The sequence below is a fragment of the Kitasatospora sp. NPDC048286 genome (genome assembly GCF_043201735.1).
Classification (GTDB): domain Bacteria; phylum Actinomycetota; class Actinomycetes; order Streptomycetales; family Streptomycetaceae; genus Kitasatospora.
Genome location: NZ_JBICZE010000014.1, coordinates 1 through 17,311 on the forward strand (window position 1 = coordinate 1; position 17,311 = coordinate 17,311).

Consider the following 17,311-nt stretch of genomic DNA (forward strand, 5'->3'; position numbering starts at 1 on the left):
GGTTACATTCCGAACCCGGAAGCTAAGCCTCACAGCGCCGATGGTACTGCAGGGGGGACCCTGTGGGAGAGTAGGACGCCGCCGAACAATTCTTCCGAAAAGCCCCTGATCCATTCGGATCAGGGGCTTTTCGCATTTCCGGACCCAACCGGCGGCAGAGGGTCGAAAAGATCTTGGCCGGCCATGTCGAGAACCCGTGCCTGGCACCGTCCCCGGGGTGCGAGCAGCCCACAATGGGGCGCACCGGCTCCGAGGACCGAGGAGAAGACGATGGCCAAGTACCTGCTGCTGAAGCACTACCGGGGTGCCCCGGACGCGGTGAACTGCGTGCCGATGGACCAGTGGACGCCGGAGGAGGTCACGGCGCACATCACGTACATGCAGCACTTCGCTGACCGGCTGGAGAAGACCGGCGAGTTCGTCGACGGTCAGGCGCTCGCGCCGGAGGGGACGTGGGTCCGGTACGACGGTGAGGGGCGGCCGCCGGTCACCGACGGTCCGTTCGCCGAGACCAAGGACCTCATCGCCGGCTGGATGGTGATCGACGTGGACAGCTACGAGCGCGCCGTCGAGCTGGCCGGGGAGCTGTCGGCCGCCCCCGGGGCCGGCGGCAAGCCGATCCACGAGTGGCTGGAACTGCGGCCGTTCCTGGCCATGCCGCCGACCATCACGGAGTGACCGCTCCGATGGACGAGGCCCTGCTGAGGAGCCTCACCCCGAGCGTCATCGGCGTCCTCGTCCGCCGCGGAGCAGACTTCGCGGCGGCCGAGGACGCCGTGCAGGAGGCGCTGGTCGAGGCGGTGCGGCTCTGGCCCGCCGAGCAGCCGCGCGATTCCAAGGGCTGGCTGGTCACCGTGGCCTGGCGCAAGTTCCTGGACGCGACCCGGTCGGACGCCGCCCGCCGGCGCCGGGAGGACCTGGTGGACCGGGAGCCGGAGCCCGGGCCCACGGCCGCCGTGGACGACACGCTGCAGCTCTACTTCCTGTGCGCCCACCAGTCGTTGACGCCCTCCTCGGCGGTGGCGCTGACCCTGCGGGCCGTGGGAGGGCTGACCACCCGCCAGATCGCCCGGGCCTACCTGGTGCCCGAGGCGACCATGGCGCAGCGGATCAGCCGCGCGAAGCGCACCGTCTCCGGGGTCCGGTTCGATCAGCCGGGAGACGTCGCCACCGTGCTCCGGGTCCTCTATCTGGTCTTCAACGAGGGCTACTCCGGGGACGTCGACCTCGCGGCCGAGGCCATCCGGCTCACCCGGCAGCTCGCGGCGGTGATCGACCACCCCGAGGTGGCCGGACTGCTGGCCCTGATGCTGCTGCACCACGCCCGACGGGCCGGCCGGACGGCGTCGGACGGTGCGCTGGTGCCGCTGGCCGCGCAGGATCGCGGCCGGTGGGACACCGGGCTGATCACCGAGGGCATCGGGATCCTCCAGGCGGCGCTGGCCCGGGACCGGCTGGGCGAGTTCCAGGCCCAGGCGGCCATCGCGGCGCTGCACGCCGACGCACCGACCGCCGAGGAGACGGACTGGGTGCAGATCGTCGAGTGGTACGACGAGCTCGTCCGGCTGACCGGGAGTCCGGTGGTGCGGCTCAACCGTGTGGTGGCGGTCGGTGAGGCGGACGGGCCGCGTGCCGGGCTGAGGGAGCTCGCGGAGCTGGACGAGGCGCTGCCGAGGTACGCGGCGGTGGCGGCGTACCTCCACGAGTGCGACGGGGACCTGGCGATGGCGGCCCGGTTGTACGCGGTGGCGGCGCACAAGGCCCCCACGCTCGCCGAGCGTGACCATCTGACCCGTCAGGCCGCCCGGCTGAACACGGGCCTGAAGGAACGTCGGACGGACTGATGGGTTTGTCGGGGCCCTCAGGCTGACCGGCGGCCCTCAGAGCCGGCCGGCGGCCTTCAGCGCGAGGTAGGTGTCGGCCAGGGCTGGGGCGATCCGGGCCGGCGGGGCGTCCAGCACGGTGACGCCGTGGCGGGTGAGGCGCTCGGCGGTGGCCCGGCGGTCGGCGCGGGTCTGCTCGGCGGCCGCCGCGCCGTACACCGCCTCCAGGGTGCCCCGCCCGGCGGTGAGGACGTCCAGCTGGGGGTCGGCGACGGAGGCGAGGACGACCTCGTGGCGCTTGGTGAGCATCGGCAGCAGCGGGCGCAGGCCGTCCTCGACGGGGGCCGCGTCGAGGCCGGTGAGCAGCACGATGAGCGAACGGTGCGGCGCCATCTTGAGTGCGGTGGCGACCAGTGAGCGCATGTCGGTCTCGTGGAGCGCGGGTTCCAGGCCGGCCATCGCGTTGGTGAACGCGGGCAGCACCTCGTGGGCCGAGCTGCCGGCGACCGCGACGCGCTTGCGGGAGTCGTGGGCGAGCAGGTCGACCCGGTCGCCGGCCCGGGTGGCGAGGGCGGTGAGCAGCAGGGCGGCGTCGAGGGCGGCGTCCAGGCGGGGTGCGTCGCCGACCCGGCCGGCGGAGGTGCGGCCGGTGTCGAGGACGACGAGGATGTGCCGGTCGCGTTCGGGGCGCCAGGTGCGGACGGCGACAGTGTTGCGGCGGGCGCTGGCCCGCCAGTCGATGGAGCGGACGTCGTCGCCGGGCAGGTACTCGCGCAGGGAGTCGAACTCGGTGCCCTGGCCGCGGGTCAGCACCGAGGTGCGGCCGTCGAGTTCGCGCAGCCGGGCGAGCCGGGAGGGCAGGTGCTTGCGGCTGGCGAACGGGGGCAGGGCGCGGACCGTCCAGGGGACGAGGTGCGAGCCCTGGCGGCCGGCCAGGCCGAGCGGGCCGAGCGAGCGGACCGTCACCCGGTGGGCGTGGTGGTCGCCGCGGCGGGTGGGGGCGAGCACGGTGGTGATCCGGCGCCGTTCGCCGCCGGGGAGGGCCAGGGTGTGCCGGGAGGCGGTCTCGGCGGTGCCGGGGCGCCAGGCCGACGGGGCCCAGGCGTCGCGCACCAGGCCCCGGAGCAGCCGCCCGGAGGGGTTGGTGACGGTCAGTTCGACGGTGGCGGGCTCGCCGAGCCGGACGGTGGTGTCGCCGCCCCGCCCGAACCGCAGGCCGCGGACGGGGGCGGCGAGCACCAGGTCGACCACGACGGCGATCAGCACCGCCCCGGTGACCAGGCCGATCCCGGTCCAGGACGGCAGCAGCAGGCCCACGACGAGCGCGCCGAGTGCGGCGAGCAGGGCGGTTCGCCCGGTGAGGGCCATGCGGTGCGCTCCTTCGGAAGCCCGTGGGTCTGGGACCGGTGAGTCGAAAGTCCGTCGGCCGGAGGGCCGGAACGGGGGCGGTGGTGCGGTGCGGCGGGGTACGCCGGGGTCAGCGCGGCGCGGGGGTCTGGGCGAGGACGGCCTGGATGACGGAGTCGGCGGTGACGCCCTCCATCTCGGCCTCGGCGCGCAGCGCGACCCGGTGCCGCAGGGTGGGCAGGGCGAGCGCCTTGACGTCGTCCGGGGTGACGTAGTCGCGGCCGGCCAGCCAGGCCCAGGCGCGGGAGGCGGCGAGCAGGGCGGTGGCGCCGCGCGGGGAGACGCCGATGGACAGCGACGGGGACTGCCGGGTGGCCCGGCAGAGGTCGACGATGTAGGCGAGGATCTCGGGGGAGACGGTCAGCCGGGCGATCTGCTCGCGGGCCGCGGCGAGGTGTTCGGGCCCGGCGACCGGGCGGACGCCGGCCGCGCCGAGGTCGCGCGGGTCGAAGCCGGCGGCGTGCCGGGAGAGCACCTGGAACTCCTGGTCGCGGTCGGGCAGCGGCAGGATCAGCTTGAGCAGGAAGCGGTCCAGCTGGGCCTCGGGCAGCGGGTAGGTGCCCTCGTACTCGACCGGGTTCTGGGTCGCGGCGACCAGGAACGGGACGGGCAGCGCGCGCGGTACGCCGTCCACGGTGACCTGGTGTTCCTCCATGGCCTCCAGCAGGGCGGCCTGGGTCTTCGGCGGGGTGCGGTTGATCTCGTCCGCGAGCAGCAGGTTGGTGAAGACCGGGCCGGGCTGGAAGGAGAACTCGGCGGTGCGGGCGTCGTAGACGAGCGAGCCGGTGACGTCGCCGGGCATCAGGTCGGGGGTGAACTGGATGCGCTTGGTCTCCAGGCTGAGCGCGGTGGACAGGGTGCGCACCAGCAGCGTCTTGGCGACGCCGGGGACGCCCTCCAGCAGCACGTGGCCGCCGCAGAGCAGGGCGACGACCAGGCCGGTGACGGCGGCGTCCTGGCCGACCACGGCCTTGCCGATCTCGGCGCGCAGGGCGGTCAGCGCGGCGCGCGGGTCGGTGGCGGGGGTGGCGGGTGCCGTGCCGGGGACGGAGCGCAGCTGGGCGGTTGCCTGGTCGGTCACGGGTTCCGTACCTGCCTTTCGAGGGCGTCGAGGTCGTCGGCGAGCCGCAGCAGCGCGGCGTCGTCGGTCGGGGGCGGGCCGTACAGCAGGGCCCGGACGTCCCCGGCGGGCCGGTCGGGCAGCCGGTCGGCCACGGCGACGCAGAGCGCGTCGGGGTCGGGTGCGCCGGCCCGGAGCGGGACGCCCAGGGCGGGGGCGAGGCGGTGGGCGGTGGCGCAGCGCAGAGCCTCGGCGGCGCGGCCGCGGGCCTTGGCCCGGCGGTACAGGCGGGCGCGGCCCTCGGTGGTCTCGGCGGCGCGGACCACCACGGGCAGGTTCTCACTGACCACCGGGCCGAGCCGGCGGCCGCGCCAGAGGGCGGCGAGCACGGCGGCGACGGCGAGCTGGCGGGTGGCCCAGCCCCAGCCGCTCGGCAGGTAGTCCTCGAAGGTCCTGGTGCGGGCGCCGTCGGGGACGGGGGCGGAGTAGTCGGGCAGGTGCCAGGTGAGGCGGGGCTGCGAGCCGAGCAGGCCGAGCGCGAGGGAGGCGTCGCCGTCCTTGGCCAGTTCGCTGTTGTGCAGGAAGCTGCCGCTGCCGAGCACGATGACGTCGCGGTCGCCGTCGGCGGCCGGGAGGCTGACCAGCGGGTAGCCGTGGCCGCGCGGGTAGCAGCCTTCGCCGCGGCTGCCGCTGGTGTAGAGCATGCCGCCCTGCTGGGCGCTGCCGGCCCGGACGGCCTCGGTGAGCGAGCACTCCGCGGGGGTGGAGCGGACGGCGGCGTACGGCGGTCCGCCCGCGTCGTCGGACAGCCGGATGCCGGGGGCGAGCGTGGTGAGCGCGGCCGGGCCGGGGGCGACCAGCACCAGCCGCCGGTGCCGGGCGGCGGCGACGGCGCGCAGCTGGGCGGGGCTGAGCAGGTCGGGCTCGGGCAGGACGAGGGTGTCCTGGCCGGCCGGGGCGGTGGTCGGGTCGGTGGTGAACTCGGCCTTGAGGCCCTGGCGTTCGAGCAGGGCGAGGGCGGCGTGGGTGCCGTCGCGGTCGTACGAGCGCGGGTCCAGCGGCGGGTAGCGGCGGTCCTCGCCGAGGCTGGACACGGCGGCGGCGCCGATCAGCAGGGCGGCGAGGACGGCCAGGTACCAGCGGGAGCGGCGCCACAGGCCGCGCGCGGTGGGGGAGAGGCTGGTCGGGGCGCCGGCGGGTGTTCCGGGGACCGTGGCTTCGGGGGCGGGGACGGTGCCGGTCATGCCGCTCCTCCCGGGGTCGAGGCCGGGGCCGGGGTCGACGCGGGAGCGCCAGCGGCGTCGGGGGTGAGGACCGGGCGGGTGCGCTCCAGCGTCCGGTCGAGTTCGTGCAGCAGCCGGTACGCGTCCTGGTCGGCGGTGCGCTCGCCGTACGCGATGTCGTCGAAGGTCCGGGCGGCCGCGGCCAGCGCGGCGGCGTGCTCGGGCAGTGCCCGGCCGGCCTCGACGGCGGCCTCGTCGGCGGTGCGGCCGGGGCGGGTGTCGAGCAGGGTGCGCTCCTCCAGGCCGCGCACCAGGGCGCGCATCTGCTCGCGGACGGCCTGGGTCCAGCGTCCGGCGGCGGCGTGTGCGGCGGCGTCGGCCCGGTACTGGTCGGCGCTGCGCGGGCCGTCGGCGCCGTACACGTCCTGGACGGTGCGGGCGGCGCGGCGGGGCGCGCCGAGGCGCCACCAGAGCGCGGCGCCGATCAGCACCGCGACGATCAGGAAGAGGATCAGTCCGGTGGTGCCGGTGGCGCCGCCGCCGGAGATGCTGTCGAGCGCCCTGGCGATGTGGTCGTAGACCCAGTCCGTGATCCGTTTCAGGACGGACGGGTCGTGCTTGTGGTACTCCGCGTCGAGCAGCTCGTCGCGGGCGGCCTCGCGCGCCGGGTCCCGTGGCACGGTGACCGGTGCGCCGCCCGCGGCGAGGAGCCCTTCCCCCCAGTCAGGCATCCGGCTCAGCGCCTCGCCAGGCTCGGGTCGCCCGGTCCGCCCCGGCCGGTGCCGTCGTGCTCGGGCAGGCCGGCCGCGCGGGCGAGCTCGATGTCCAGGGCCTCGCGGCGGATCCGCTGGTCGATGTAGACCAGCACGCCGACGGCGGCGATGAACGGGGTGGTGAAGGTGCCGGCGATGATCCCGGCGACCGCGAGCAGCAGCACCATGGCGATGCCGCGGTCGGCGCTGTCGGGCAGGCCCTGGTCGTTGAGGCTCTCGAAGCCCAGCGCCAGGCCGAGGAACTGGAACGGGACCACGACGACCATCGCGACGACGAGCGCCAGCACGTGGCCCAGCAGGTTGATGCCGAGGACCCGCCACCAGGCGCCGCGGACCAGGCGCCACGAGCGTGACATCGCCGTCAGCACGCCCTGCTTCTCCAGCATCAGGGCGGGGGCGGCGAGGCTGAAGCGCATGTAGAGCCAGACGGCGACCGGCACGGTCAGCAGGCCGACCAGGGTGAGCAGGCCGACGATCGCGGGGGTGTCCTGGCCGGCGGCGAGGTAGCCGAGCAGCGGGGTGAAGCCGAGCAGCGTCACGCCGGGGCCGATCAGCGCGGTCAGCAGGGTCAGCCCGAGCAGCTGCAGCAGCCGGGGACGGGCGTCGCGCCAGGCCTCCCCGGCGGTCACCGACCGGCCGAGGACGGCGCGGCTGACCACGATGGTGAGCAGCGCGGTGGCGATCACGTTGAGCAGCAGTTCCAGCGGCAGGCCTGCCAGCAGTCGCAGGCTCTGGGTGGCCTCGCCGGTCTTGCCCTTGACCAGCAGGTTGACCAGGACGTTGCCGGCCTGGGCGACCACGGCGAGGCCGAGCGAGAGCGCGAGCGCGGTGCGCCAGTGCCGGCGCACGGTGGTGACGGCACCGTCCAGCAGCTCGCCGAAGCTCAGCGGGCGCAGCGGGATGACGCCGGGCTTGGGGCCGGCCGGGGCGCCCCAGCCGTACGGGCGGTGGCCGCCGGGAGGCTGCTGCCCCCACTGCTGCCCCCACTGCGGTCCGGGGGCGCCGGTCGGGCCGGTCCAGCCGGGGGTGGCCTGCGGTGGTGCCGACGGCCCGGGCACGGCGGCGGGCGCGTCGGCCGGGGGCCGGGCGTCGTCGCGGGGCGGCTCGGACGAGCTGGGCGAGGCCCAGCCCGGGGTGTCGGTCATCACTGCTCCTCGGAGGGCGTCACGGGCGCGACTGCGAACGGATCTTCCGCCCGCGCGCAGCGCCCATCGTGCCATGGGGCCGGAATTCGGCCCCATGGCGATCCGGTTGCTGATCGGCAACGGTCCTCCGTGCCGTGCCGGGTGGGGGGCCGAGGCGGGGTCGGCGAGGGGCCGCGGGCCGTCCCGGCGGGCACATTCGCCCGGTATGGCCGGAATGCACCGGTGGGGGAGTTGGCCGTTCTGGAGCATTGGCACTGCTGTGCGGCAGGTCACAATCCGGTAATGAGAAGATGGACGCATGAAGGGACGCGTCCTCGTCGTTGATGACGACTCCGCACTGGCCGAGATGCTCGGCATCGTGCTGCGTGGTGAGGGTTTTGAGCCGTTTTTCGTCGCGGATGGGGACAGGGCGCTAGCAGCGTTCCGGGAGACCAAGCCCGACCTCGTCCTGCTCGACCTGATGCTGCCAGGCCGGGACGGCATCGACGTGTGCCGACAGATCCGGGCGGAGTCCGGCATCCCGATCGTGATGCTGACCGCGAAGACCGACACGGTCGACGTCGTGGTGGGCCTGGAGTCGGGCGCTGACGACTACGTCACCAAGCCGTTCAAGCCCAAGGAGCTGGTGGCCCGGGTGCGCGCCCGGCTGCGCCGCGCCGAGGAGCCCACGCCCGAGCAGCTGACCATCGGCGACCTGGTGATCGACGTGGCCGGCCACTCGGTGAAGCGGGACGGCCGGGGCATCCCGCTGACCCCGCTGGAGTTCGACCTGCTGGTCGCGCTGGCCCGCAAGCCCTGGCAGGTGTTCACCCGCGAGGTGCTGCTGGAGCAGGTCTGGGGCTACCGCCACGCGGCGGACACCCGCCTGGTCAACGTCCATGTGCAGCGACTGCGGTCCAAGATCGAGAAGGACCCGGAGCGCCCCGAGATCGTGGTGACCGTCCGTGGCGTCGGCTACAAGGCCGGACCCAGCTGACGTGACGGACCGGGCAGACGACACCCCGTCGGGTTCCGCGACCGACGGGGCCGGGGCCGTGCGCGGCGACGTTCTGAGTTCGACCACCCGCCGCCGACGGGGCCCTTCCGCGGTGGCCGCACTGGTGAAGCGTCAGCTGCGCCGCCCCACGCACCGGGTGGCCGCGCTGTACCGCCGGTCGATCCAGCTGCGCGTGGTCGCGGTGTCCCTGCTGGCGTCCATCGCGGTCGTCGTGGTGCTGGGCGTGGTCGTGGTGGCGCAGGTGCGCAACGGCCTGCTCGGCACCAAGACGGACGCCGCCCGCGCGCAGGCCCGGATCGGCTTCCAGGTCGAGCAGAAGAAGATCGACGAGGCCAACGACCAGAAGCTGCGGGGCACCGCCGACCCGACGGTCGGCGAGGTCGGCACCTGGCTGCTGCGGCAGGTCAACGACCTGGCCGGGAGCGGGCAGACGGTCTACTCGGTGATCGCGATGGCCCCCGGCACCGGTGCCGTCGTCCCCGACACCGCGGGCTTCGCGCCGCGCTACTCGGGCGACATCCAGCCCAGCAGCATCCCGGACTCCCTGCGGGCCAAGCTGCTCGCCGAGCCCAACCAGATGTTCGACCAGCCGACCCGGATCTACCGATCACCCGGGAGCGACGTCAAGTCCGAGCCCGGGCTGGCCCTCGGCATGCAGTTCGACGGCCCGGCCGGGACGCCGTACCAGATGTTCTACGTGTTCTCCTTCGGCCAGGAGACCGACACCCTCAACCTGGTCACCGGCACCCTGGCCACCGCCGGGGTGTTCGTGGTGATCCTGATGGGCGGCATCGCCTGGGTCGTGGTGCGCCAGGTGGTCACCCCGGTCCGGATGGCCGCCGGGATCTCTGAGCGGCTCGCCGACGGGCACCTGGAAGAGCGGATGAAGGTCACCGGGACGGACGACATCGCCCGCCTCGGGGAGTCCTTCAACCGGATGGCCAACGCCCTCCAGGCGCAGATCCGCCAGCTGGAGGAGCTGTCCCGGGTGCAGCGGCGGTTCGTCTCGGACGTCTCGCACGAGCTGCGCACCCCGCTGACCACGGTCCGGATGGCCGCGGACCTCATCTACGACAGCCGCGAGGACCTGGACCCGATGGCGGCCCGCTCGGCGGAGCTGCTGCAGGGCCAGCTGGACCGCTTCGAGTCGCTGCTCGCCGACCTGCTGGAGATCAGCCGCTTCGACGCGGGCGCCGCGATCCTGGACGCCGAGCCGGTCGACCTGCGCGAGATCGTCGCCCGGGTGGTCGAGGCCGCCGACCCGCTGGCGCAGGCCAAGGGCAGCGCCGTGGTGATCCGCGGCGACGGCGAGCCGGTGCTGGCCGAGGTGGACTCCCGCCGGATCGAGCGGATCCTGCGCAACCTGGTGGTCAACGCGCTGGAGCACGGCGAGGGCCGCGACGTGGTGGTCCGGCTGGGCTCGGCGGACGGCGCGGTCGCGGTCGGCGTGCGCGACTACGGCATCGGCCTCAAGCCGGGCGAGGCGTCCCGGGTGTTCCACCGCTTCTGGCGGGCCGACCCGTCCCGGGTGCGGACCACCGGCGGCACCGGCCTCGGCCTGTCGATCGCCGTCGAGGACGCCCACCTGCACGGCGGCTGGCTCCAGGCCTGGGGCGAGCCCGGTGGCGGCTCGCACTTCCGGCTCACCCTGCCGCGCACCCGCGGCGGCGAGATCACCCGGGCGCCGTTCCGGCTGGAGCCGGAGGACTCCCGCAACAACCGGGGGCTGGGCGCGCAGGGCACGCCGTACCGGCGGGCGATCAGCCCGTCCGGTGCCACGGCGTCGGCCGTCGTCGACGAGCAGGCGGAGACGCCGGAGAGCGCGGGCAGCAGCCTCGGCAGCGGGCTCGGCGGGGTGCTGAACATCGGCCCCGGGCTGGGCCGGCGCCGGATGCCCGAGGGACCGCGCGCGGACCCCTCGGACGTGCGGACGGCCGCCGGGTACGGGGCCACCGGCGCCCAGGTCATGGTGGACCCGACGGCCGGACGGCCGTCGGTGGCGCAGCGGACGGCGGAGCCGGACGTGACGGGCGGGACGACGGACGCGGAGGGGTCGCAGCGTGCGAAGGACGAGCAACAGGACTGAGCCGCGGCTCCTCGCTGCGGTCGGCGGGCTGCTCGGCGCCCTGGTGGCGAGCGGCTGCGCGGCGATGCCGGATTCCGGCGGCATCACCAAGGTGGAGCTGTCCCAGGGCTCGGCGGACAAGAACCTCCAGGCCCGGGTCTACCCGGTGGCGCCCGGGAAGGGCGCCAAGCCGCGCGAGCTGCTGACCGGGTTCCTGGACGCGGTGACCGCCGACGAGGGGTACGACACCGCGCGCAAGTACCTCACCGAGAGCGCCGCCGCGGAGTGGAAGCCGGAGGCGGAGCTCCGGGTGCTCTCGTCCACGACCATCCCGGACGTCCCGGACGTCACCGACGCGGACACGGTCTCGGTGTCGGTGACCGGACAACTGGTCGCCAGCGTCGACGAGAAGCACTCGTTCGACCTGGTCACCGGGCAGAACAACGTCTCGTCGCCCTTCACCTTCGTCCGGAAGGACGGCGAGTGGCGGATCGACAAGTTGCCGCCCGGCGTGATCATGAACGAGACCAACTTCCGGAACAGCTTCCGGCAGGTCGAGCGGTTCTTCTACACCATGCCCGATTCGTCGGCGGCGGCCTCCGGGAACGCCGGCCAGGAGGTGCTGGTCGCCGACCCGATCTACCTGCGGCGCCGGACGGACCCGCTGACCTCGGCGGCCCAGGCGGTGGCCGACGGGCCCTCGACATGGCTCTCGCAGGCGTCGGTCCGGACGGCGTTCCCGAGCGGTGTCCGGGTCGAGCGGGTGACCATCGACGACAGCAAGACCGCCCACGTGCAGCTCGGCTCCACCGACCTCGGCGAGACGACGGCCTGCCGGCGGATGGCGAACCAGCTCTTCTACACCCTCGCCGACCAGGGCAAGGGCCTCGACAAGCTGGAGCTGAAGGGGCAGCGCGGGTCCTGCACCGTCCGCCGCGGCGAGGAGCCGCTCGTCGGCCCCGGTGCCCTGGTCGGGCCGTCGTCCGCGACGCAGTACTACCAGCGTGCCGACGGCGCCCTGGTGGCGACCGACGAGGGACGCCCCGGAGACCCGGTCCGCGGCATCCTCGGCAAGCCGCAGTCGAACACCAAGCCGCCACTCGGCGCCTTCGCGGTCAGCCGCAGCGGCACCCAGGCCGCGGCGATCAGCGAGGACGGCCACCAGGTCTACTCGCTGCCGCTGTCGGACAGCACGGTGGCCATGGGCGAGCCGGTGCTCACCTCGCCGGCCAAGGGCGGCGACAAGGAGGACGGCTTCGCCTCGCCCAGCTGGGACGGCCGCGGCGACCTCTGGGTGGTGGACCGCAACAAGCAGGGTCCCCGGGTGGTGATGGTGCGCGGTGCCAAGTCGTACACCGTGCCGGTCGAGGGGCTGCTGACCGGGCAGACCGTGCAGGGGATGAAGATCGCCTCGGACGGTGTCCGGGTCGCCCTGGTGCTCAAGACCCCCGGGGTGACCAGCCGCTCGCTGCGGTTCGGACTCGTGGTGCACGGCGGCACCCCGCAGGCGCCCACCGTGAAGATCACCGGGCTGCGCCAGGCCGCCCCGACGCTCACCGACGTCGCCTCGGTGTCCTGGGCGGAGGCCGACCAGCTGGTGGTGCTCGGCAAGGAGGCCGACCGGACCCAGCAGCTGTACTACATCAGCACCGACGGCTCGCAGAGCACGGACACCCAGCTGCAGAGCGCCGAGACCATGCAGACCGTCGCGGCCTCGGAGTCCCGGGCGGACAGCCTGACCCAGACGCCGCCGGTGCTCGCGATGGGCGAGGTCAAGCAGACGGACGGGAAGCCGAGCGAGCTCAAGGCCTTCCGCCTGGTCAACCACCAGTGGCGGGAAGCCTCGCTGATCGACAAGCCCCGGTCCTTCCTCTACGCGGGCTGACGGCGCGCGCGGGCTGATGGCGCGCCGCCCTGCTGACGGCGCGTCCGGGAGGGGCCGTCGGCTCGCCCGGGCAGGCCTCGGCCGCGGCGGTGGTCAGCCCGCCGGGTGCACGGTGGCCGCGACCGTGGCGCCGGCCCGGGCCGGCAGCCCGGCGTCGGCCAGTGCCCGGGCGGCCTCGGCGAGGCTGGCACCGGTGGTCACCAGGTCGTCCACCAGCACCGGGTGACGGCCGGCCAGGCCCGTCGGCCCGGTCCGGGCGCGCGGCAGCACGGTGAGCGCGCCGTGCAGGTTACGGCGCCGTTCGGCCGCGTTCAGCCCGGTCTGGTCGGCCACCGGCCGGGCGTGCCGCAGCAGCGGGGCGGCCCGGACGTCCAGGCCGGACCGGCGCAGCGAGCGGGCGGCCGCCCCGGCCAGCCGCAGCGTCGGATCGTGTCCGCGGGCGCGGACGGCCGAGCGCGCGGAGGGCATCGGGACCAGCAGCAGCGGAGCCGCCCCGGCCCGAGTGCCCAGGGCGGAGCGCACCGCCCGGCCGAGGGCCTCGCCCAGCGGCCCGGCCAGCCGTAGCGCGCCGCGCTCCTTGTGGGCGAGCAGCAACTGGCGGACCGGGTCGGTGTACGGCGCGGCCGCGTGCGTCCAGGGCAGCAGGGTGGGGGCGGGCCGGGCGGTGGCCAGCGCGCGCCGGCAGGCCGGGCAGAGCTGGGTGCGTTCGCTGCCGCAGCCGGCGCAGTCCGCGGGCAGCAGGACGTCCAGCAGCCCGGCCAGCGCGTGGCCGAACGGCCCTTGGGCGGACGGCGGACGGGTGGGGGTGGGGGACGGCGGCACGGCTGCTCCTGGCGGCGGCAGACACGGAGAGTCAGCACACAATGCGCCGTATGGGGGGCGTTGTCGAGGTATTTACCCATACTTCATCCGCCAGAGGGTAGACAGGGTGCACCAGCTTGACCGCCCGACCGCATTATCGGGTCATACCCTCCTTATCGGCTGAGGAGGCGAAAAACCCGTGTGAGGTGTTCGATAAGGCCCAGGGGGTTTCAACCGTCCCTGGTGGGGAGGAAGTGAGGTGAGGGCCAGTCGTTTCCCGCCGCTGGCGGCGGGGGGCGGGGGGCCGGCAGTGGATGGGCTGGTCCAGCTGGGTCTCAGTCCGGTCCGGTAGCACCCGGATCGGCGTCAGCACGAGGGATCGGAGTTCTGCGTGGACATCGTCGTCAAGGGCCGCAAGACCGAGGTGCCCAAGAGGTTCCGCGAGCACGTGGCCGAGAAGCTGGAGAAGGTCCAGAAGTTCGACGCCAAGGCCATCAGCCTCGACGTCGAGGTGTCCAAGGAGCACAATCCGCGGCAGGCCGACCGCTCCGATCGGGTGGAGATCACTCTCCGCAGCCGCGGCCCCGTCATCCGGGCCGAAGCCGCCGCCGCTGACCCGTACGCGGCGCTCGACCTGGCCTCGGCGAAGCTCGACGCGCAGCTGCGCAAGTCCGCGGACCGGCGTCGGGTGCACAAGGGCGGCGCGAACGGCCGCACCCCGATCAGCGTCGCCGCGGCGACCGCGGCCCTGGCCGCGCTGCCGGACACGACGGCGCCGGAGGGCGCGACGAACGGCGCCGTCCGCAAGACCATGATGGGATCCCTGGAAGTGGAGGGCGAAGGCCCGCTGGTGGTCCGGGAGAAGACGCACCCGGCCGCCCCCATGGCGCTGGACCAGGCGCTCTACGAGATGGAGCTGGTCGGCCACGACTTCTACCTCTTCGTGGAGAAGGACAGCGGCCTGCCGAGCGTGGTCTACCGCCGGCACGGTTACCACTACGGCGTCATCCACCTGCAGACCGACCTCGCGGCCGGGCCGGGCGGCGGGGCGGGCGGGGCGATCGGCGGGTCCGACGAGGAGGACTGACCGTCCGAGGAGCGATGGAGGGGTGACCCCGGCGGCCGTGGCCGCCGGGGTCACCGGCGTTCGGGGGCGCGGCGGTTCGGCGTCCGGGGAGGGGCGTCGCGAACGGGGCCGCGTCCCGGGCGCAGGGGTCACCCGATGCGGGGGAATCGGCATCGGAGGGTGACCGTGGCGGTGTCGGAGCGTGGAATGATTGGCGCACGACGACCCGCGAAGGGGGAGGAGCGGATGGGGGATCACTTCGGGCTGGGGCCCGGGGTCGGGCCAGGGCTGCCGTCGGGGGCGGAGGACGAGCCCGCGTACGAGCCGCACCGGGGTGAGCCGATCCGTGTGTTGGTGGTGGACGACCACGCGCTGTTCCGCCGGGGGCTGGAGATCGTCCTCGCGGAGGAGCCGGACATCAAGGTCGTCGGCGAGGCGGGGGACGGCGCGGAGGCCGTGCTGAAGGCCGCCGACCTGCTGCCCGACATCATCCTCATGGACGTCCGGATGCCGCGCCGCAGCGGGATCGAGGCCTGTACGGCGATCAAGGACGTGGCGCCCAGCACCAAGATCATCATGTTGACGATAAGCGACGAGGAGGCCGACCTCTACGAGGCGATCAAGGCCGGGGCCACCGGCTACCTGCTCAAGGAGATCTCCACCGACGAGGTCGCCACCGCGATCCGCGCGGTCGCCGACGGGCAGTCGCAGATCAGCCCCTCGATGGCCTCCAAGCTGCTCACCGAGTTCAAGTCGATGATCCAGCGCCGCTCCGACGACCGGGACCTGGTGCCCGCGCCCCGGCTCACCGACCGGGAGCTGGAGGTGCTCAAGCTGGTGGCCACCGGCATGAACAACCGGGAGATCGCCAAGGAGCTGTTCATCAGCGAGAACACCGTGAAGAACCACGTCCGCAACATCCTGGAGAAGCTCCAGCTGCACTCCCGGATGGAGGCCGTGGTGTACGCGATGCGGGAGAAGATCCTCGAAATAGGGTGAGCCGGGCGGGACTTGGGGGTGCTGCCGGCGGTCCTAGCGGTCCGCCAGCAGTTTCTCCAGGGCGGGGCGCAGCCGCTCGTCGTGCAGCGCCCCGACCCGCACCTCGTCGCAGCCGACCCAGGAGGCCGCCTCGCGCAGTGCCGTCGCGAGCGCATCGAGGTGCCGGGCGCCGCTCCCGCGGCCGTCCAGCGAGACCTGCCGGGCGACCAGGGTGCGGCCCTCGCGGGCAGGGTCGACCCGGCCGACCAACCGGCCGCCGGTCAGCAGCGGCATCGCGAAGTAGCCGTGCACCCGCTTGTGCTTGGGCGTGTAGGCCTCCAGCCGGTGCGTCATGCCGAAGATCCGCTCGGTGCGGGGGCGGTCCCAGACCAGCGAGTCGAACGGCGAGAGCAGCGTGGTGCGGTGGCGCCCGCGCGGGGCGGTGGCGAGGGCGGCCGGGTCGGCCCAGGCCGGGGCCGGGGCGCCGTCCGGGCCCCAGCCGGCCACCTCGACCGGGACGAGCCCGCAGTCGGCGAGCACCGGGTCCAACTGCTCGGCGCGCAGTCGGTGGTAGTCCAGCAGATCGGCCCGGGTGGCCACGCCGAGGGCCGCGCCGGCCTGGGCGGCCAGGGTGCGCACACACTCCTCGTCCGACCGGTCCTGCCCGAACAGGGCGTCCGGGACGGCCTGTTCGGCCAGTGCGTAGACCCGCTTCCAGCTCCGGCGCTCGGTGCAGACCACCTCGCCGAAGGCCAGCGCCCGCTCGACCGCGATCTTGGTGTCGGACCAGTCCCACCACTCGGCCGTCTTCTTGGCGCCGCCCAGCTCGGTGGAGGTCAACGGCCCCTCGGCCCGCAGCTTGTCGAGCACGGCGCGGTACGTCCCGGGCTCGACCCGGCCGCCCCAGAGGTGGCCGCGGTCGCGGTAGCGGCGGCGCCGGAAGGCGAACAGCGGCCACTCCTCGACCGGCAGGATGCAGGCCGCGTGCGACCAGTACTCGAAGGTCGTGCCGCCGCCCCAGTACGCCGCCTCGACGGCCGGGCGGCCGACCGCGCCGAGCCGGGCGTACGGCACCAGCTCGTGCGAGCGGGCCAGCACCGAGATGGTGTCCAGCTGGACGGCGCCCAGGTGCCGCAGCACTCCGCGCACCCCGCCGCGGCGGTCGGGCGCGCCCAGCAGGCCCTGGGCGCGCAGCGCGATCCGGCGGGCGTCGTCCGCGCTGAGCACGGTGACGGGGGCGGGGCGGGGGGCGGCGGTCATGCCGGCGAGCGTAGCCCGGGGCACCGACAGCGCGGGCCCGGATCGGGCCGAGGGGCGGGGGCCGTGGGCCGCGGGCTCAGTCCAGGTCGGAGGACAGCAGGGAGGCGATCCAGGCGTCGTGGAAGACGCCGCGCTGCTCCGCGTACGAGCGCAGGGTGCCCTCGAAGCGGTAGCCGGCCTTCCCGGCGACCGCACGGGAGCCCTCGTTGCCGACGTAGGCCTGCCACTCCAGACGGCGCAGGCCGAGCTCCCGCAGGCCGAAGCGGGAGACGGCGCGGGCGGCCTCGGTGGTGTAGCCGCGCCCGCGGAACTCCTTCACGGCCCACCAGCCGATCTCGGCGCAGCCCGGGTCCTGGGGGCGCAGGACGAGGCCCTGGGAGCCGACCAGAGCGCCGGACTCGCGCTCGAACACACACCAGATCCGGTTCGCTCCGGTGCGCCAGCCGTCGATCGCGAGATCGCGCACGAAGAACTCCGCGTCCTCGCGCCGGTACGGCGAGGGGACGACCGTCCAGCGCTGGATCTCGGGATCCTGGCAGGCGGCGAAGACCGCGTCGATGTCCGATTCCCGCGGGGCCCGCAGGACGAGCCGCTCGGTGGTGAGGGTGACAGCTTCGGTACTGGTTTCTTCCATGAACGGATTATTCGCCGGTGCCGGAAAGCGGGCATCCGAATATCCGGCCGGTCCCGCAGGGGGCCAACTCTCCGACCCGCCGACCGATTTGTCCCGGTGGACGGTGCTATCTGGCCATGTGCTCGCGCGGGTGACACGGGAATACCGTGCTGACGCACCTCCCGGGGGGTTGGACTCCTCGCATACGATGGCCC

General features: G+C 74.2%; 15 protein-coding genes and 1 rRNA gene. 8 read left to right on the forward strand and 8 right to left on the reverse strand.

Annotated features, from left to right (window positions below; genetic code table 11):
* From rrf to ACGF13_RS29550, 3 genes are all read left to right on the forward strand, one after another.
* Positions 1 to 87 (forward strand): 5S ribosomal RNA (rrf, locus tag ACGF13_RS29540); the annotation flags it as partial.
* A 183-nt stretch (positions 88 to 270) separates the two neighbouring features.
* Positions 271 to 678, forward strand: a complete 408-nt coding sequence (locus ACGF13_RS29545) for a YciI family protein (protein ID WP_392880821.1) — start codon at positions 271 to 273, stop codon at positions 676 to 678.
* A gap of 8 nt (positions 679 to 686) precedes the next feature.
* The gene (locus tag ACGF13_RS29550; protein WP_392881346.1) at positions 687 to 1,844 is read left to right on the forward strand and encodes an RNA polymerase sigma factor; all 1,158 of its coding nucleotides are present in this window, start codon (positions 687 to 689) and stop codon (positions 1,842 to 1,844) included.
* Positions 1,845 to 1,880: 36 nt separating this feature from the next.
* Here ACGF13_RS29550 and ACGF13_RS29555 read toward each other — a convergent pair whose 3' ends face one another.
* The 5 genes from ACGF13_RS29555 to ACGF13_RS29575 form a co-directional block, all read right to left on the reverse strand.
* Complete coding sequence (locus tag ACGF13_RS29555) at positions 1,881 to 3,191, reverse strand: DUF58 domain-containing protein (protein WP_392880824.1); 1,311 nt, start codon at positions 3,189 to 3,191, stop codon at positions 1,881 to 1,883.
* 109 nt (positions 3,192 to 3,300) lie between these two features.
* Positions 3,301 to 4,311: an AAA family ATPase gene (locus tag ACGF13_RS29560; RefSeq protein ID WP_392880827.1), complete on the reverse strand. Its 1,011-nt coding sequence runs from the start codon at positions 4,309 to 4,311 to the stop codon at positions 3,301 to 3,303.
* On the reverse strand, positions 4,308 to 5,534 hold the full coding sequence (locus ACGF13_RS29565; RefSeq protein ID WP_392880830.1) for a DUF4350 domain-containing protein: 1,227 nt from the start codon (positions 5,532 to 5,534) through the stop codon (positions 4,308 to 4,310). The genes ACGF13_RS29560 and ACGF13_RS29565 overlap by 4 nt, the downstream gene beginning before the upstream one ends.
* On the reverse strand, positions 5,531 to 6,244 hold the full coding sequence (locus ACGF13_RS29570; RefSeq protein ID WP_392880833.1) for a DUF4129 domain-containing protein: 714 nt from the start codon (positions 6,242 to 6,244) through the stop codon (positions 5,531 to 5,533). The genes ACGF13_RS29565 and ACGF13_RS29570 overlap by 4 nt, the downstream gene beginning before the upstream one ends.
* Before the next feature lie 5 nt (positions 6,245 to 6,249).
* The gene (locus tag ACGF13_RS29575; protein ID WP_392880835.1) at positions 6,250 to 7,431 is read right to left on the reverse strand and encodes a glycerophosphoryl diester phosphodiesterase membrane domain-containing protein; all 1,182 of its coding nucleotides are present in this window, start codon (positions 7,429 to 7,431) and stop codon (positions 6,250 to 6,252) included.
* Between the two features lie 298 nt (positions 7,432 to 7,729).
* Between ACGF13_RS29575 and mtrA the strand changes: the two genes are divergently transcribed.
* The 3 genes from mtrA (at position 7,730) to ACGF13_RS29590 (ending at position 12,378) form a co-directional block, all read left to right on the forward strand.
* Positions 7,730 to 8,407 (forward strand): MtrAB system response regulator MtrA, encoded by a 678-nt coding sequence (gene mtrA / locus ACGF13_RS29580; protein WP_030247322.1) that lies wholly within the window; start codon positions 7,730 to 7,732, stop codon positions 8,405 to 8,407.
* 124 nt (positions 8,408 to 8,531) lie between these two features.
* Positions 8,532 to 10,514 (forward strand): MtrAB system histidine kinase MtrB, encoded by a 1,983-nt coding sequence (gene mtrB / locus ACGF13_RS29585; protein ID WP_392880838.1) that lies wholly within the window; start codon positions 8,532 to 8,534, stop codon positions 10,512 to 10,514.
* The gene (locus tag ACGF13_RS29590) at positions 10,489 to 12,378 is read left to right on the forward strand and encodes an LpqB family beta-propeller domain-containing protein (RefSeq protein WP_392880842.1); all 1,890 of its coding nucleotides are present in this window, start codon (positions 10,489 to 10,491) and stop codon (positions 12,376 to 12,378) included. The genes mtrB and ACGF13_RS29590 overlap by 26 nt, the downstream gene beginning before the upstream one ends.
* A gap of 93 nt (positions 12,379 to 12,471) precedes the next feature.
* On the opposite strand, the gene ACGF13_RS29595 is transcribed toward ACGF13_RS29590, so the two are convergent.
* Positions 12,472 to 13,200, reverse strand: a complete 729-nt coding sequence (locus tag ACGF13_RS29595; RefSeq protein WP_392880845.1) for a ComF family protein — start codon at positions 13,198 to 13,200, stop codon at positions 12,472 to 12,474.
* A gap of 370 nt (positions 13,201 to 13,570) precedes the next feature.
* Between ACGF13_RS29595 and hpf the strand changes: the two genes are divergently transcribed.
* Positions 13,571 to 14,266 carry a ribosome hibernation-promoting factor, HPF/YfiA family gene (gene hpf / locus ACGF13_RS29600; RefSeq protein ID WP_392880848.1) on the forward strand — a complete coding sequence of 232 codons (696 nt, stop codon included), beginning with the start codon at positions 13,571 to 13,573 and terminating at the stop codon, positions 14,264 to 14,266.
* 225 nt (positions 14,267 to 14,491) lie between these two features.
* Entirely contained in the window at positions 14,492 to 15,244 is a 753-nt protein-coding gene (locus tag ACGF13_RS29605) for a response regulator (protein ID WP_392880851.1), read from the forward strand.
* Between the two features lie 33 nt (positions 15,245 to 15,277).
* On the opposite strand, the gene ACGF13_RS29610 is transcribed toward ACGF13_RS29605, so the two are convergent.
* Positions 15,278 to 16,483 carry a winged helix-turn-helix domain-containing protein gene (locus ACGF13_RS29610; protein WP_392880854.1) on the reverse strand — a complete coding sequence of 402 codons (1,206 nt, stop codon included), beginning with the start codon at positions 16,481 to 16,483 and terminating at the stop codon, positions 15,278 to 15,280.
* Between the two features lie 76 nt (positions 16,484 to 16,559).
* Positions 16,560 to 17,117, reverse strand: a complete 558-nt coding sequence (locus ACGF13_RS29615) for a GNAT family N-acetyltransferase (protein WP_392880857.1) — start codon at positions 17,115 to 17,117, stop codon at positions 16,560 to 16,562.
* Positions 17,118 to 17,311 lie beyond the last annotated feature (194 nt).